The following is a 16,159-nucleotide window of genomic DNA, read 5'->3' as shown; positions in this document are numbered from 1 at the left end:
ACCACCGCCCACCAAGCCCCGCCGAGTGTAGAGACGCCGTCATTCACCCCCGCCGACTGTAGAGACGCCGTCGGAAACCGCACTCCACAACGGCACGAACGGGACGCTCGACGGGCGGTAACGGCAGGAGCTGTGCATTCGTGGGGGCGAACACTCCACTAAAAAACCCGCCGTCCGGCAACCGGAGGGCGGGTTGTTCAGCGGCCGAAGCCGGTCAGCGCGTTAGACGCCGGCGTAGCTGTGGAGACCGGCGAAGAACATGTTCACGATGGTGAAGTTGAAGACCACGCACAGGTAGCCGACAATCGACAGCCACGCGGCGCGGGTTCCGGTCCAGCCGCGGGTGGCCCGGGCGTGCAGGTAGCCGGCGTAGACAACCCAGATTACGAAGGTCCAGACTTCCTTGGTGTCCCAGCCCCAGTACCGGCCCCAGGCCTGCTCGGCCCAGACGGACCCTGCCATGAGAGTGAACGTCCACAGCACGAAGGCCACGGCGTTGATGCGGTAGGCGAAGTTCTCCAGGGCCTGGGCGGACGGAACAATGCGCAGGAACGCGAGCTTGGAAGTGCCGCCCGCTCGGATCTTGGACTCACGGTCAGCCTGCAGCAGCTGCAGCACGGACATGGCAAACGTCAGGGTGAACATCGCGGAAGCAATAACGGCCACGGACACATGGATGATGAGCCAGTAGCTCTGCAGGGCCGGGATCAGGTGGGCCACCGGCGTCGGGAAGCCGATCGTGGCCACCATCATCATGATGATGATCAGTCCGAGTACAAAGGTGCCGAGGAAGCGCAGGTCGCGCTTGAGCAGGACCAGCAGGAACACGATGGCCACCACAAGGGCGCCGGTGGTGCAGAACTCGTACATGTTGCCCCACGGCACCCGGTGGGCGGCGAGCCCGCGGGTCACCACGGCGGCTGCGTGGATCAGGGCGCCGAGAACAGTCAGTGCGACGCCGACGCGGGCGGCGTTGCGGCGCCGGCCGACGTATCCCATCGAGTCATCGGCGGTCTGTGCGACCGCGCCGCTGCCGGCCGCTGTGCCGCCGGCATCCCAGCCGCGCACGTTGCCGTCCGCCAGGTAGGTGTCGGAGCCGGAGCGGCCCGAGCGGGCAGATGCGCCGGCGTAGGCAGGCGCCGCAGCGCCGGCGTTCCGCTCACTGATCTTTGATTCCACCGCATGGATGGTTTTGCTGCTCTTGGCGAGGTCCCAGGTGAAGGCAAGGAACGCAGCCGTATAGGCGAACGCCGCCAACAGCATGAACAGCTCGCTGTACTCAGCGAGGGCGTAGTCAATAGAGGGCATTAGGAGTCCTTACCTGTTTCCTTCTTCTGCGCGGCTTTGCTGTCCGCAGATACTCCGGGTTCTTCGACCCGGTCTGTCTTGTGCTGTCCGGCGTCCGGAGCAGATGTTTCCCCCGCGCCATTGTCCTCTACTGCTGCTGCGCCCGCCAGCCACTGCTTCTCCAGCAGTTGGCGGACGGCGGCCGCCTCGGCGGACAGGCGCTGGTCCTCGCCCCGGGCCAGGAGCCCGTATTCGACCATGATCCGCCCGTCGGTGTTGGTGCCGGTACGGATCCAGACACGGCGCCGGGCCAGGAACAGCGAGGCGGCGAGGCCCGCGAGGGAAACCGTGGCAAAGACCAGCACCCAGACCTTGGCCGGATCGTAGTGGATGTCCAGGGCTGCATAGCGCTTGATGCTGTCGAAGCTGATGGAACCCTTGCCTTCGGGAAGCTCATAGGTCTCGCCCACGCCCAGGACAATGCCTCCGGCGTCAAGGTTGCGGCTGTTGATTTCGGTGAGGTCCTCGGTGTCCAGGACGTACACGTTGCTGGGCACACCGTCATCCAGACCGAGATCCCCGTAGTAGGCGTTCAGGTTCAGCTGGGGATTGATCGGATCGGGGTCTCCGGAATAGGAGACGTCCTGCTCATCGAGCATGGCCGTGGGAAGGAAGAAGCCCACAAAACCGAGCTGGTCCGGCTTGGCGTCCGGAGCCTTGATCACCATCAGGGAGGTGTACATGCCGTCACTGGGAACGGACACCACCGGACCCTGCAGCGCAATGTTTCCCTCGCCGTCGCGCACCGTCACGACGGGCGCATAACCGTTGCCGACAAGGTAGACCCGGCTGCCGCCGATGGTCAGCGGAGCGTTGACCTTGAGCGTTTCGGTGTGCTCTGCGGCATCCGGGCTTTCCTTCACCGTCATATCGGCCTGGAAGTCCAGCGGCTGGCCGTAGTGGGTGGGCGATTCGCGGTCGAACCGGACACTGAATTTGTCCAGCGTCAGCGCGTACGGCGCCAGCTGCTGCTCGGTGAAGCTGGTGCCCGGGGTGAACGAGTCATATCCCACCAGCGTGTTGACGAAGGATTCGCCCTCCACCACCACTTTTTGACCGCTGTAGCCGAAGAGCCCGCCAATGGCGATGCAGACCAGCACCCCGATCATGGCTGTGTGGAACACCAAGTTGCCGATTTCTTTCCCGAAACCGCGTTCGGCTCCCACAGAGGGCCGGTCGGTATCCAGGTCCCGGACATCCACGCGGTAGCCGCGCTTGCGCAGCAGCTGCGCAGCTTCCTGCGCGGCCGACGAGGCGGTCAGGCCCGACGACGCCGGCACGGCCAGCGTGCCGTACTCCGGCAGCCGGGACAGCCGCTTGGGGGTGCGCGGCGGCTTGGAGCGCATGGCACGGTAGTGTGCCTTGGCCCGCGGGATGACGCAGCCGATCAGGGAGATGAACAGCAGCAGGTAGATGGCTGAGAACCAGACGGAGGAGTACACGTCGAAGAGCTGCAGCCGGTCCAGCCAGGGCCCGGTGTCCGGGTTGTCCTTCAGGTACTGGGTAACGACGGCAGGGTTGGCCGGCCGCTGCGGAAACAGCGATCCGGGTACTGCCGCCACGGCCAGCAGCAGCAGCAGGAACAGCGCCGTGCGCATGCTGGTGAGTTGGGTCCACGCCCAGCGGATCATGCCCAGCGGCCCCAGGGACGGCAGCTGGACGTCCCCCTCTGTTCCCTTGCCGCGCGGGCCCTTGCGGCCGCCCTTGCCGGGCACGGCGGAGGAACGTGCGCCGTTTTTCTCGGCTTCGGTCAAAACATCCGGTTCGCGCTTCAACTGGCTCTCATGGTTCTTTGAAGGGGGTTGGTACGGGACATGAACTCTGGCAGTCCTTGGTCTTGTGTCAGCGGGAATGTCATCAGCATCAGATCGGCAGGGTCACACTATCCAACCAACCTTGGAGATTGTTGATCCAGATGTTCCAGACGCCTGTGATCATCAGGACACCGAGGGCAATCAGCATTCCGCCGCCGAAACGTTGCAGTGTGAGCCGGTGGCGGCGGAAGACGCTGAGGGCTCCCATGCCGCGGCGGAATCCGAGGGCGATCAGCAGGAACGGCAGGCCCAGCCCCAGGCAGTAGATGAAGGTCAGGAACGCACCCTTGGCGGCTGTGGCATCGTCCCCGGAGAAGGACAGCAGCTGTACGGCAGAAAGGGTGGGTCCGAGGCACGGAGCCCACCCGAGCCCAAAGGTAATGCCCAGCAGCGGCGCTCCCCACAGCCCCGCCGGCGGGCGGGCGGTGATTTTCCGGTCCCGCTGGAACCAGCTCAGGCCGCCCATAAAGACAATGCCCAGGACAATGATGGCTGCGCCGAGAACCTGCGGGATCCAGGCCTGATCCGCGCCGCGCAGCCAGCCTCCCAGCTGGCCCACGCCCGCGCCGATGATGACAAAGACGGCTGAGAAACCCAGGACAAACAGTCCGATTCCCACCAGCATCCGGCCGCGGCGCTGCTTCTGCAGGTCAACGCCGGTCAAACCGGTGACGTACCCCAGGTAGCCGGGAACCAGCGGCAGGACGCACGGGGACAGGAAGGATACGAGGCCGGCCAGTGCTGCCACGGGAATGGCCAGCAGCATGGACCCGTTCAGGATGGTCTCGGCGAAAACATTGGCGGCAGGCAGTGCGGCAGGCACGCCGGCGGTGAGCATGGAGGCAAGCATGCCGGTTAGGCTGCCAGCGCGTCGGAAATCAGGGCTTTGAGGGTGCCCTTGTCCGCCAGGCCGAGGATGCGGGCCGCTACGCGGCCTTCACGGTCCAGGACCAGCGTGGTGGGAACGGCCGACGGCGGCACGAACTGCGTCATGGCCAGCAGTATCCCGCCGTCCTTGTCCTGGAAGCTGGGGTACGGAATGTTGAACGAACGCTCAAAGGCTTCCGCGGTGTTGCGTTCATCCCGAATATTCACGCCGTAGAAGCGTGCTCCGTCGGGTTCGAACGTGTCGTGGAGTTCCACCAGATCAGGGGCTTCCTTGCGGCACGGAGCACACGCCGCGTACCAGAAGTTCAGCACTACCACACTGCCGGCAAAATCTGCGGACGAAAGGGCGGTGCCGTCAAACAGGGTGCCCTCCAGCTGCACGGGCGCACCGCGCTGGTCCGAGGCATATTCGGTGACCGATCCGTCACCTGCGATGTAATTCTTGTTGTCCCCCGCCTTGGCCTGGGCGGCCAGCGGATCTTCCACTGCGCAGCCCGATGCTGCTGCCACTGCGGGCACGCCGAGGGCCAGACCGGCGCCGAGCTTCAGGAAGGAGCGGCGGCGCATGGCATCCGTCCGGGGGGTGCTCTGGGGGTTCTTCAACTATTTCCAGCTTTCATCGCGGCAGGGGGGCCACTTCTACAACGCGTAGTAATTCTATTATGCTCCCGGGATGTTCGCTGCACCGGGAAGAAGGTCTGCGGAGGGCTCGGCATACCGGACACCAATGAGCGTGTCGCCGTCGAAATCCAGGGATGTTACCGAGGTGAGCGTGCACTCGCGGTTCCGCGGATCATGCCAGAGCCTGCGCCCTTCGGCGGACAGCCGGGTGACCCAGATGGGCAGCTGGTGACTGACCAGCACGGCTTCGGCCCGGTCTCCGGCAAGCTCGGTGGCACGCAGCCGGGCATCGGTGACCGCCGCCATAACCCGCTCAGCCTGGGCGGCATACGGTTCTCCCCAGGACGGCCTGAAGGGGTTGTACATCAGCGGCCAGTATTTCGGGTTGCGCAGCCGGCTGGTAACACCGGAAAGCCCCTCAAATTTGTTGGTGGCTTCCAGGATGCGCTCGTCAGTGGCGATCTCCAGGCCCAGGGAAGCCGCGATGGGAGCGGCGGTTTCCTGTGCGCGCGTCAGCGGCGAGGCCACGAGGTGAACCAGCTTGGCGCCGTCGTTCTTTTGTTCCTCAAAGTAACCGGCCACGCGGCGTGCCATCTGCTGACCCAGCTCTGACAAGTGGAACTCCGGCAGGCGCCCGTATAGGACTCCGTTGGGATTGAAAACTTCTCCATGGCGGACGAGGTGGATCGAGGCACGCGACATGTTCCCTAGTTTCGCAGAGAGAGTCCGCAGGACTAAATTCGTCACAACACTTGAAGCTTGAACTAAAGCATGCAATAGTAGATGCAAATGCATGAACGTGCAGCGGGGAACCTCCCCGATACCTACCAGCATCAGGAGAACACCATGATCCCCAGCGGACTCACCACCGGCACCTGGACCCTCGACGGCTCGCACAGCGAGATCGGTTTCACTGTCCGCCACGCCGGCATCAGCAAGGTGCGCGGCAACTTCGATGACGTCAACGCCGTCATGGAGATTGGCCCCTCCCTCGAGGACTCCACCATCAACGCCGTCATCAAGTCCTCCTCCTTCAACTCCAACGACGCCAACCGCGACGCCCACGTCAAGGGCCCCGACTTCTTCGACGTCGAGGAATTCCCTGAGCTGACCTTCGCCGTTACCGGCATCGAAGGCTCCGGAGAAACCTACCGGGTGTCCGGCGACCTGACCATCAAGGACACCACCCGTCCGGTGGTCCTGGACACCGAGTTCAACGGCGTGGCCGTGGATCCCTTCGGCGCCACCCGTGCCGGATTCTCCGGTTCCACCGTCATCAGCCGCAAGGACTTCGGCCTGACCTGGAATGCCGCCCTGGAAACCGGCGGCGTCCTCGTCGGTGACAAGGTCACCATCAGCGTTGACGCAGCGTTTGTGGCCGCAGCCTGATTACGCGCTCATCCCGGTCCGGCGGACCGTAACGTGACACCCCTGCCCCGCGGGCAGGGGTGTCACGTTGTTTATGCCCCGGGATAGGCTGGAACGGAACTGATTGCTGTTCCCTGAGCATTCCTTCCAGGAAGCAGTACCCCCGCACCAACGAGCAAGCAGGCGGCGATGAGTACTCCACCGAATAATCCGGATCCCCGCGATCCGTTCGTTCCACCACATTCCGGCCCGGCGGATGACCAGCCCAAGTACGGACAGCGGCTGCCCGAGCAGCCCCCGTACGGGCAGGACCAGCAGTACCCTGCCTACGGCCAGCCGGGATCTCCCCAGCAGCAGGGCCAGCACTCCTCCCCCTACGGCCAGCCCTATGGACAGCAGCCGTACGGGCAGCCCTACGGACAGCCGCAAAGCCCCTACGGCTACCAGGCGCCGCAGCCTTCCGGCTACGCGTACCCGGGATCCGGCGGTCCCGTTCCGGGCGCCAAGGGTCCGGCCCCCAGGGAAGTCATGACCGGCTTCTGGCTCATCATCGCCGCCGGAATCGTCACCTTTCTGTCCACGATCATCGCGGTCCTCTCCACCGCCGAGGATCCGCTCGCCACGCTCCCCCCTGCGGACCGCCAGGCCATGGAGGACGCCGGTGTCACAGCGGAGCTGATGCGGAGTTCATTCGTGACTGTCGGCGTGGTGGTGGCCGTGATCGCCTTGCTCATCTACGTTCTGCTGGCCGTCCTGATCCGCAAGGGCAAGAACTGGGCACGGATTATTGCCACGGTATTCGCGGCCTTGTCCGCCGTCGGCCTGCTCCTTTCGCTGGTGACCGGGCTCGCCTTCGCATCCCCGATGAATCTGCTCAACATGCTGGGCTCACTGGCCGGAATCGCCGGCGTCGTCATGCTGTACCGCCCTGCGTCCCAGCCGTACTTCCGCACGCAGCCGCGTTTCGGACCGTACTGACAGACCTCCGCACCAGCCGCTCGCAAAGCGGTACGCACCAAAAAAGCCGGGCCGTTCCCACGGACCGGCTTTTTTGGTCCCGGGGCCTCCCGGAGCGGGTGTGCAGTGGTCACAACAGAGGGGAAGCCGGGTAGCGTTTGATCTCCCGCCGGGATGGGCAATCCCGTCCCGGCGCGGAGAGCGTATCCCTTTTGACGAAGGCGGCACCCGCGATGAGTTCCCTTCCCGCTTCCCCCAATCCGCAAAGAACCCGTGTTTTGGCCCTGGGCACCAAGCTCAAAAGCATGGTCACTGTCCGCATCCGCACTTCGCGTTCCAATCTCAAGGAACCGGGCAGCGACCCGGCAGCCGGGCTCCCGCCCGCTGAGAAGCGTCCTTCGCCGGCTTCCACTCCCAGAGAGCTGGCCGGCGTGGTGGTCCCGGATGTTCCCGCCGCCCAACCCGCGCCGGCTTTGCCCGCCCGAATTCCCTACGGCGAGTGGAAGGGGCCGCGTCCACGTGCTGTCCGGGTCGCCTATGTGCTGATCCTGCTGGCGGGCTGCATCAGCCTCGTCAGCGGCGTACAAGCCAGCCGGGTGCCGGTCACCGAGCTCCCGCCCGTAGTTGCACAACTGGGAGAGCTGGGTGTGGACACCCGCGAATACGCAGCCGTCCTGCAGTTTGTGACCTTGGCCGTCACGCTTGTGGTCTTCGGCCTCTATCTGCTGTTCGCATCCATGATTCGGGAAGGGCGGAACTGGGCACGCATCGGAGCCTCGGTCCTGGTTGCCTCGGCGCTGGTCGGGACCGTCCTGAACGACGTGGTTCCGCAAACCGCTGCCCTGCTGGTGGCGGCCCTGGGCCTGGCCCTGCTGTACCGGAGGGACTGCGCCAGATACTTCAGGCCCCGGCGGAGCCAGTACCTGGGCGAGTCCTGACCGGGAAGGACGGCGCCGGCGGCAGGACTACGTAGCCAGCCGGGCCCGGGCCTGCGCCGCTATGTCCGAGGCCTCGGCCCGCTGGGCGTGGTACGCCAGAATCTGGAGTTCGGTGGCCATGTCCACCTTGCGCAGCTGAACGTGGTCCGGCACCTGGAGCACCACGGGCGCGAAGCTCAGGATGCTGGTGATGCCGCTTGCGATGACGCCGTCACACAGCTCCTGGGCCACCTCGGCGGGAACGGAGAGCACCGCCATGTTGGCACGCGTGCGGTGAACCACGGCTTCCAAATCCTTGACGGGGCTCACCCGCAGCCAGCCTATTTCCTGCCCGATGACCATTTGATCGGTATCGAACAGGGCCACCACTTCGAAGCCGCGGGATCCGAACCCCGGATAGCCTGCCAGCGCCTTGCCGAGGTTTCCCGCACCAATGATGGCAACCCGCCAGTTGCGGGTCAGCCCCAGCGCAGCCGAGATCTGGTCGCTCAGGTAGGAGACTTCGTATCCCACGCCGCGGGTTCCGTAGGACCCAAGGTAGGACAGGTCCTTGCGCAGTTTGGGAGAGTTGACTCCCGCCGCTGCCGCCAGTTCGTCGGAGGAAACGCGCTCCACGCCTTCAGCCAGCAGTGTGCCCAGCGCACGCAGATAAATGGTGAGCCGGGCAAGGGAGGCAGGCGGAATGTGCCGGTGGAGAACTTCTCCTGCCGGTGCTGGTTCCTCAGAATTGCTCACAAAGTCTCTATCCGTTGTTGGATATCCACTCTATGCCCGGTCGGAGTCCGGACGAAGCCAGGGCCATCCCGCTTCCAGGAGCCGGCGGATCCTCGCCTCGTCAAGCTGCCAAAAGTCCCGCTGCACGCCGTCGATCATCAGCACGGGAATCTCCTCGCCGAACCGGGACGTCAGATCCGCGTCGCCTTCAATGGACTGTTCGCGCCAGTCAATGGACAGATCCTTGCCGATTCGCTCAAGCACCCGGCGGGCGTCGGCACACAGATGGCATCCCGGGCGGGTGAGCAGAAGCAGATCCGGAGCGTCCTGTGAAGAAGTCATACTTCTAAATTAGCCGCTCCGTCCATTTCTGCTGCCGCATTTGGTCACAGGCCGTTCAGCGCAACTTTTTGCGTAGACTCGGGGTATGCCCAGAACCACCGCAGTACGAGCCGTCGAGCCCCTGACAGCTGCGGTCAAACCTGGTGAGGCTGCCTTCTTCGACGTCGACAACACGCTCATGCGCGGAGCAAGCCTTTTCCATGTGGGGCGCAAAATGTACCAGCGCAGGGTCTTCACGCTTCGTGAAGCGTTCGGGTTTGCCCGCAAGCAGCTTCGGTTCATGCTGCAGGGCGAGAATCTCAAGGATGTCCATTCAGTGCGCGACGCCGCGCTGACGCTGGCCACCGGACTGGCAGCCTCGGATATCCGCATCCTGGGCGAAGAAGTCTATGACGAGATGATCGAATCCAAGATCTGGCCGGGAACCCGCGCCCTCACCGAGCAGCATATGAAATCCGGCCGGCCGGTCTGGCTCGTCACCGGCACCCCTGTGGAGGTGGCCTCCGTGATTGCTGACCGGCTGCACCTGACCGGGGCGCTGGGAACGGTGAGCGAGATCGACGACGGCCTCTACACCGGGCGGCTGGTGGGTGAGTTCCTCCACGGCCCGGCCAAAGCCGAAGGCGTGCGGGTCCTTGCGGAAAAGGAAAACCTGGATTTGCAGCAATGCTGGGCATACAGCGATTCCTACAACGACGTTCCGCTGCTCAGCATCGTGGGACACCCCGTGGCCATCAACCCCGATGCCCGGCTGCGCCGCCACGCCAGGGACCGCAACTGGCCCATCTATGACTTCCGGTCCGGCCGGCGCGCCGCAACCCTCGGGCTCAAAGGCGCCACGGTGGCGGGAGGCGCCTATGGTCTGTGGCGCGGTTTTTCCTGGGTCCGTTCCCGCTAGTCTTTTCCGCACCGGCACGGATGTTTGGGTTAAATGACAAACCCGCCGGCCCAAGGGGCGGCGGGTTTGTCCAGGAAAGATCCTGGTTACTTCTTATTGCGGCGCTGGTGGCGGGTCTTGCGAAGCAGCTTGCGGTGCTTCTTCTTTGCCATACGCTTGCGGCGCTTCTTAATTACTGAACCCACAGAGTCCTCACAAACTTGAAATAGTCAGACGCCGGCTCCAACGCTTCGGCACCGTTGGCACCCGGGCGTCGACACCGGCAGATAATTGCCACGGTGTAAAACGTTCTTTAACAGGGTACCGCCTCGCCGCGGTATCCAGCGACAGTGCTACGCGGTGTCCGTTCGAGGGTCAGCCACGGCATTTTTCAGCACCTGCTGCACCGCTGATTCGGGCACCCGGTAGGAGCGGCCGAAACGGACAGCCGGCAGCTCGCCGGAGTGCACCAGCCGGTACACGGTCATTTTGGACACACGCATGACGTCAGCGACTTCTGACACGGTCAGAAACCGAACGTCCGAGAAATTGCCCTCGTCTGCCATACGCCTACTGTTCCTTTGCTGATGTGCAGCAACCGCGCTGCACGGCAGGTAAGTCCTCAGACGCGGATGCCTGCCAGGGAATGCTGTCCGGTCTTCCACTCTAATGTCTCCGGTCACCCCAGAGAAGCTGAACAGAGCATCTTGCCCTCCGGGCCGTGCTTTCGGCCGGACGCACTTTTCGCTCAGATCACACCCTGGGCGAGCATGGCATCCGCCACCCGGACAAAACCGTTGATGTTCGCCCCCACCACGTAGTTTCCGGGTGAGCCGTACTTCTCTGCCGTCTGCGCACAGTTGTCGTGGATGTTGACCATGATCTCCGTCAGCCGGCGTTCGGTGTGCTCAAAGGACCAGGAATCGCGGCTGGCGTTCTGCTGCATTTCCAGCGCCGAGGTGGCTACGCCGCCGGCGTTGGCAGCCTTGCCGGGGCCAAACAGCACGCCGGCTTCCTGGAAGATCTCAATGGCCCCCGGCGTGCAGGGCATGTTGGCACCCTCGGCCACTGCCAGGATTCCGGATTTTACCAGAGTCCGGGCGTCATCGGCGTTCAGTTCATTCTGCGTGGCGCAGGGCAGCGCCACGGTGGCTCCGGCGTCCCAGATGGAGCCGCCGGGAACATAGGTTGCCGAGCTGCCGCGGCGCTTGGCATAGTCCGTCATCCGGCCGCGCTCCACCTCTTTCACTTCACGCAGCAGGGACACATCAATGCCTGATTCATCCACCACGTAACCCTGGGAATCCGAACAGGCAATGACATTTGCCCCCAGTGACTGGGCTTTGGCGATGGCGTTGATGGCCACGTTGCCGGAGCCGGAGACAATAACGCGCTGGCCTTCCAGGCTCAGGCCGCGGGTCTTGAGCATTTCCTCGACAAACAGCACCACGCCAAAGCCGGTGGCCTCGGGCCGTACCAGCGAGCCTCCCCAGCTGATGCCCTTGCCGGTCAGCACGCCGGACTCGTAACGGTTGGTGATGCGCTTGTACTGGCCGAACAGGTAGCCGATTTCTCGGCCGCCCACCCCGATGTCGCCCGCCGGGACGTCCGTGTACTCGCCGATGTGGCGGTACAGCTCGGTCATAAAGGACTGGCAGAAGCGCATGACTTCCGCATCCGATTTGCCGCGCGGGTCAAAATCGGATCCGCCCTTGCCGCCGCCGATGGGCATACCGGTCAGGGCGTTCTTGAAAATCTGCTCGAAACCGAGGAACTTCACGATGCCGAGATAGACCGAGGGGTGGAACCGCAGGCCGCCCTTGAACGGGCCGAGCGCCGAGTTGAACTCCACGCGGAATCCCCGGTTGATCTGTACGTGGCCTTTGTCATCGACCCAGGGAACACGGAAAATAATCTGGCGTTCCGGTTCACAGATGCGTTCCAGGATGGCGGCGTCCCGGAACTCGGGATGCTTCCGAAGCACCGGCTCCAGACTGTCGAAGACTTCGACTACCGCCTGATGGAATTCGGTTTCGCCCGGATTGCGGCGAAAGACTTCATTCCGGACGCTGATCAGTGTTGGATCCATGGTGTGATGCTCCTTAGCGTATTTCCCCTTCTACGCTAGCGTTTGCGCGCCGTGCCTGCGATGTGTGACGGCAAAAGTGGAGCTAAGAGCGGCGGCGCCGGAACTTCGGGAACTGCCCCAGCAGGTCTGCGGCGCGTTCGGCGGCCCTGCCCACAGTGCGTCCCAGATGGGGCGCGAGGGCCGGATCCACGCCTGCAGGGGCCCCCTCGGCACTTCCCGGCTCCAGCGCGGCGGCTGAGGCCGCCGCTGCGGAACGGGGGTCCGATGCCGACGGCCGGCCCGTGAACAGCGGCCTTCCCTGCCGTGAGGGCGCCGCCGCTGCCGTCCCCGCGGTGATGGATGCCAACCGGGGGTCGGCCGTGGATGCCGCGGAGAGCGAGGGCAGGTCAAAAGCGCGCAGCCACAGCACAATCTCCTCCATTGGAGCCGTCTGCAGGGAGTAATAGCGCTTTTGCCCCTCGGCCCGCATGCTGACCAGACCGGCCTCGCGGAGAACCTTCAGGTGCTTTGACACCGTGGGCTGGCTGACTTCCAGCTCCTCCACGAGAGTGCCTACGGATTTGTCTCCGCTGCGCAGCGCTCCCAGCAGTTCACGGCGGGTGCCTTCCGCAATGACCGCAAAAACATCATCGATGACCATGCCACCCACTTTATCCGTTCCCCCGGCAAAGCCGGGTTTTGGGCGGCCCGGACAGGTTCGTTCCCCGTCCCGGCCGCGCTGTTAATCAAACCAGGGATCGAGTCCGTGCAGCGGAAAGACCTCTTTGCGGGTAGCCATCACGGTGCGGTCGATCTCATCATTGGGGTCGTAGCCGACTTCCCAGGACCGCCACCAGAGTTCAACTCCGTCACCCATCATCGGCGGGGAGTCTTCTCCGTAGCGTTCCTTCACATACTTCCGCCACTGTTCGGGAACCGGTGTGTTGCAGCGGATCCTGCCGTTGGCTGCCACCGACATCAGCAGGCTCCAGGAGCGGGGAACCACGGACACCACGTTGTAGCCGCCCCCGCCCGTGGCGATCCATCTGCCCCCGCAGACGGTGTTGGCAAGGTCCGCAATGGTGAGGGCCGCCTGCCGCTGTGTTTCAACGCTGAGCCGGAGATTGGTCAGCGGATCATGGAGGTGGCTGTCGCAGCCGTGCTGGCTGACGATCACCTCCGGTTCAAAGGCGGCCGCAAGCTGCGGAACGACGGCGTGGAACGCGCGCAGCCAGCCGGCGTCGGAAGTTCGGGCCGGGAGCGCAACATTGACCGCGGTTCCTTCCGCGCCCGGTCCGCCCGTCTCATTGGCGAATCCGGTGCCGGGGAAAAGCGTCAGCCCCGTCTCATGCAGGGAAATGGTCATCACCCGCGGATCATTCCAGAAGATGCTCTGGGTTCCGTCGCCGTGGTGGGCGTCAACGTCGATATACAGGACCCTGCTGACACCGTTGTCCAGCAGACGGGCAATGGCGGCCGCGGCGTCGTTGTAAATGCAGAAGCCCGAGGCCCGGCCGGCGGCGGCGTGGTGCATGCCCCCGCCAAAATTCACCGCGTGCAGCACCTCGCCGGACAAGACGGCGTCCGCAGCTGCCAGCGAGCCGCCCACCAGCCGTGCGCTGGCCTCGTGGATACCGGCAAAGACAGGGTTGTCTTCGGTTCCCAGCCCGAATTTCTCGCTGGTTGCTGCGGGATCCTCACTGACGGCACGGACCCCGGCAATGTAATCGGCGCTGTGGACGGAGCCCAGCTCAGCGTCACTGGCAACATACGGCTGGCCCACGGACACGCCCGGCAGGTCGAAAATCCCCAGCTCACGGGCAAGCCTGGCGGTGAGATCCAGTCGCAGCGGACTCATGGGGTGGCTCGCGCCAAAGTTATAAGCCAACATGGACTCGTGCCAGATAATGCGGGTCGGCATGACCGGAAGACTCAGTCCGCGGTTGATCATGCTGAACAGGCTACGCGATGTGCGCGATACTTGGAGTTTGTACGCGGCGGGAGCCTCCCGGGCCGCTGCTTCAGCACCGCATCGGTGGTGTACTACTGTTGAGCACCGCGCGCCCAACCTGTAACCACCTGTCACCAAGGAAACAAGCACAAATATGGCAACCATCCGGCAGCACCGGGAGCCCCGGGAAGGCCTGCGGCAGCTTCGGCAACTGCGCCCCTCCAAAGTGTTCTCCAGCCTGCGTGACTTCGTGGATGCACTCGCCGCCGGATCACCGGCCCGGCTGGCCCTGATCGTCTTCGCCCTGGTCATCCTGGTGTTCACCGGCCTGCTGTCGTTGCCCGCGTCCTCAAGCAGCGGCCAGGTCACCCCTCTGCACGATGCCCTCTTTACCGCGGTATCCGCCGTCTGCGTCACGGGGCTCACCGTGGTTTCAACCGCCACGCACTGGTCCGGTTTTGGCCAGGTCCTGATCCTGATAGCCATCCAGGCGGGCGGTTTGGGCATCCTGACCATGGCCTCCCTGCTGGCTCTGGCCGTTAACCGGCGGCTCGGAGTGCGCGGAAAGCTGATTGCGCAGGAAGGCATGAACACCGGGCGGCTGGGCGAAGTTGGTTCGCTGCTGCGCATCGTCGTCAGCACCACCGTGGTGATCGAGCTGATCCTGGCACTGGTCATGGCACCTCGGTTCATGATCCTGGGTGAATCCGCAGGCCAGGCCATCTGGCATGCAGTGTTCTACTCAGTGTCCGCGTTTAACAACGCCGGCTTCACGCCGCATTCGGACGGGCTGGTGCCCTATGACGAGGACCTGTGGATCCTGATTCCCCTGATGGTCGGGGTTTTCCTGGGCAGCCTCGGCTTCCCGGTCATCATGGTCCTGCTGCAGTCCAAGCTGCACATTCGCCAGTGGAACCTCCACACCAAGCTCACCCTGCTGGTCACCGGCATCCTGCTGGTGGGCGGCAGCATTTTGTGGGGGGCCTTCGAATGGTTCAACACCCGCACCATCGGGGACATGAATGTGGCGGACCGGATTCTGCATTCGGTCTTTGCCTCCGTCATGACCCGGTCCGGCGGCTTCAGCCTGGTGGACATGTCTGATCTGGATGCCAGCACACTGCTGATCACTGACATGCTGATGTTTGCCGGCGGCGGGTCCGCGTCCACCGCGGGCGGCATCAAAGTGACCACCCTGGCCGTCATCTTCCTTGCCATCGTGGCGGAGGCCCGGGGTGATTCCGATGTCCGGGCGTTTGGCCGCACCATCGCCTACAGCGCCATGCGGGTGGCCATCTCAGTGGTTATCCTCGGCGCCACCATGGTGGCCGTTTCCACGGTTGCTCTGCTGGCCATCACACAGGAGACACTGCAGCCGGTGCTCTTTGAGGTGATTTCCGCGTTTGCCACCTGCGGGCTGAGTATTGGACTGAGCGAAGTGCTGCCGCCGGAAGGGAAGTACCTGCTGTCCGCCCTCATGTTCGCCGGCCGCGTGGGTACGATCACTCTGGCCGCAGCGCTGGCCATCCGGCAGCGCAGCACGCTTTACCACTACCCCGAAGAAAGGCCGATCATTGGCTGACAGACCAGCTCATAATGCTCCGGTTCTGGTCATTGGACTGGGACGTTTTGGCTCCGCCACCGCCGAACAGCTGGTCAAGCAGGGCCGCGAGGTTCTGGCCATTGAGCGGGATCCCGCCCTGGTCCAGAAGGCCTCGGGCATCCTCACCCATGTGGTCCAGGCCGATGCCACCAACATTGACGCCCTCAAGCAGCTGGGCGCGCAGGACTTTTCCTCCGCCGTCGTGGGCGTGGGTACCTCCATCGAATCCAGCGTGCTGATCACCGTGAACCTGGTGGACCTGGGCATCGAGCACCTCTGGGTCAAGGCCATCACCTCCGCGCACGGCAAGATCCTCACCCGGATCGGCGCCAACCACGTCATTTATCCGGAGGCCGACGCCGGCCGGCGCGCCGCCCACCTGGTGGGCGGGCGGATGCTGGACTTCATCGAGTTCGACGACGACTTTGCGATCGTGAAAATGTACCCGCCCCGTGAAACCCAGGGCTTCACCCTCGGCGAGTCCAACGTGCGGTCCAAATACGGAGTAACCGTGGTGGGCGTGAAGTCCCCGGGCGAGGACTTCACCTATGCCCGCGCGGACACCAGGGTTTCCTCCCGTGACATGCTCATCGTCTCCGGCCACGTGGATCTGCTCGAACGGTTCGCCGCCCGGCCCTAGCGCGGCGTCCGCCCGGGCGGAGGCTGAGGCG

At 64.2% G+C, this 16,159-nt stretch carries 18 protein-coding genes; 6 read left to right on the top strand and 12 right to left on the bottom strand.

Translation table 11 applies throughout. The features are described from left to right. Positions 1–222: 222 nt before the first annotated feature. The 5 genes from ccsB to QMA10_RS12165 all read right to left on the bottom strand — a co-directional run bounded on the left by ccsB (position 223) and on the right by QMA10_RS12165 (position 5,372). The gene (gene ccsB, locus QMA10_RS12185) at positions 223–1,308 is read right to left on the bottom strand and encodes a c-type cytochrome biogenesis protein CcsB (RefSeq protein WP_290168715.1); all 1,086 of its coding nucleotides are present in this window, start codon (positions 1,306–1,308) and stop codon (positions 223–225) included. Beyond that, the gene (locus QMA10_RS12180) at positions 1,308–2,978 is read right to left on the bottom strand and encodes a cytochrome c biogenesis protein ResB (protein WP_290168721.1); all 1,671 of its coding nucleotides are present in this window, start codon (positions 2,976–2,978) and stop codon (positions 1,308–1,310) included. The genes ccsB and QMA10_RS12180 overlap by 1 nt, the downstream gene beginning before the upstream one ends. A 232-nt stretch (positions 2,979–3,210) precedes the next feature. Then, positions 3,211–4,011, bottom strand: a complete 801-nt coding sequence (locus tag QMA10_RS12175; protein ID WP_290168714.1) for a cytochrome c biogenesis CcdA family protein — start codon at positions 4,009–4,011, stop codon at positions 3,211–3,213. A 5-nt stretch (positions 4,012–4,016) separates the two neighbouring features. After that, complete coding sequence (locus QMA10_RS12170) at positions 4,017–4,616, bottom strand: TlpA disulfide reductase family protein (protein WP_290168720.1); 600 nt, start codon at positions 4,614–4,616, stop codon at positions 4,017–4,019. A 93-nt stretch (positions 4,617–4,709) separates the two neighbouring features. Next, on the bottom strand, positions 4,710–5,372 hold the full coding sequence (locus QMA10_RS12165; RefSeq protein ID WP_290168713.1) for a histidine phosphatase family protein: 663 nt from the start codon (positions 5,370–5,372) through the stop codon (positions 4,710–4,712). A gap of 144 nt (positions 5,373–5,516) precedes the next feature. Between QMA10_RS12165 and QMA10_RS12160 the strand changes: the two genes are divergently transcribed. From QMA10_RS12160 to QMA10_RS12150, 3 genes are all read left to right on the top strand, one after another. Further along, positions 5,517–6,059 (top strand): YceI family protein, encoded by a 543-nt coding sequence (locus QMA10_RS12160; protein ID WP_290168719.1) that lies wholly within the window; start codon positions 5,517–5,519, stop codon positions 6,057–6,059. A 168-nt stretch (positions 6,060–6,227) separates the two neighbouring features. Next, complete coding sequence (locus QMA10_RS12155) at positions 6,228–7,016, top strand: hypothetical protein (protein WP_290168712.1); 789 nt, start codon at positions 6,228–6,230, stop codon at positions 7,014–7,016. Positions 7,017–7,228: 212 nt separating this feature from the next. After that, on the top strand, positions 7,229–7,933 hold the full coding sequence (locus tag QMA10_RS12150) for a hypothetical protein (protein ID WP_290168710.1): 705 nt from the start codon (positions 7,229–7,231) through the stop codon (positions 7,931–7,933). 27 nt (positions 7,934–7,960) lie between these two features. Here QMA10_RS12150 and QMA10_RS12145 read toward each other — a convergent pair whose 3' ends face one another. Then, positions 7,961–8,668, bottom strand: a complete 708-nt coding sequence (locus tag QMA10_RS12145) for a redox-sensing transcriptional repressor Rex (RefSeq protein WP_290168708.1) — start codon at positions 8,666–8,668, stop codon at positions 7,961–7,963. Between the two features lie 30 nt (positions 8,669–8,698). Then, on the bottom strand, positions 8,699–8,989 hold the full coding sequence (locus QMA10_RS12140) for a glutaredoxin family protein (RefSeq protein WP_290168706.1): 291 nt from the start codon (positions 8,987–8,989) through the stop codon (positions 8,699–8,701). A gap of 85 nt (positions 8,990–9,074) precedes the next feature. On the opposite strand from QMA10_RS12140, the gene QMA10_RS12135 reads away from it, so the two are divergent. Next, positions 9,075–9,887, top strand: a complete 813-nt coding sequence (locus tag QMA10_RS12135) for an HAD-IB family hydrolase (RefSeq protein WP_290168704.1) — start codon at positions 9,075–9,077, stop codon at positions 9,885–9,887. 86 nt (positions 9,888–9,973) lie between these two features. Here the strand turns inward: QMA10_RS12135 and QMA10_RS12130 are convergent, their stop codons facing one another. From QMA10_RS12130 to QMA10_RS12110, 5 genes are all read right to left on the bottom strand, one after another. Continuing rightward, a complete protein-coding gene (locus QMA10_RS12130) occupies positions 9,974–10,072 on the bottom strand; it encodes an AURKAIP1/COX24 domain-containing protein (protein WP_003792170.1) in 99 nt (32 codons plus the stop codon). Positions 10,073–10,219: 147 nt separating this feature from the next. Continuing rightward, a complete protein-coding gene (locus QMA10_RS12125) occupies positions 10,220–10,432 on the bottom strand; it encodes a helix-turn-helix domain-containing protein (protein ID WP_290168703.1) in 213 nt (70 codons plus the stop codon). 182 nt (positions 10,433–10,614) lie between these two features. Next, positions 10,615–11,955: an NADP-specific glutamate dehydrogenase gene (gene gdhA, locus QMA10_RS12120; RefSeq protein ID WP_290168701.1), complete on the bottom strand. Its 1,341-nt coding sequence runs from the start codon at positions 11,953–11,955 to the stop codon at positions 10,615–10,617. Positions 11,956–12,037: 82 nt separating this feature from the next. Continuing rightward, positions 12,038–12,595, bottom strand: a complete 558-nt coding sequence (locus QMA10_RS12115) for a metalloregulator ArsR/SmtB family transcription factor (RefSeq protein ID WP_290168700.1) — start codon at positions 12,593–12,595, stop codon at positions 12,038–12,040. A gap of 81 nt (positions 12,596–12,676) precedes the next feature. Continuing rightward, the gene (locus QMA10_RS12110; protein WP_290168698.1) at positions 12,677–13,885 is read right to left on the bottom strand and encodes an acetoin utilization protein AcuC; all 1,209 of its coding nucleotides are present in this window, start codon (positions 13,883–13,885) and stop codon (positions 12,677–12,679) included. Positions 13,886–14,039: 154 nt separating this feature from the next. Between QMA10_RS12110 and QMA10_RS12105 the strand changes: the two genes are divergently transcribed. Both QMA10_RS12105 and QMA10_RS12100 read left to right on the top strand, forming a co-directional pair. After that, positions 14,040–15,467 (top strand): potassium transporter TrkG, encoded by a 1,428-nt coding sequence (locus QMA10_RS12105; protein ID WP_290168696.1) that lies wholly within the window; start codon positions 14,040–14,042, stop codon positions 15,465–15,467. Beyond that, entirely contained in the window at positions 15,460–16,128 is a 669-nt protein-coding gene (locus QMA10_RS12100) for a TrkA family potassium uptake protein (protein WP_104101885.1), read from the top strand. The genes QMA10_RS12105 and QMA10_RS12100 overlap by 8 nt, the downstream gene beginning before the upstream one ends. Positions 16,129–16,159: the final 31 nt, after the last annotated feature.

The organism is Arthrobacter sp. APC 3897, assembly GCF_030407495.1.
Classification (GTDB): domain Bacteria; phylum Actinomycetota; class Actinomycetes; order Actinomycetales; family Micrococcaceae; genus Arthrobacter_B.
This window is presented reverse-complemented; position numbering and strand designations above follow the sequence as displayed.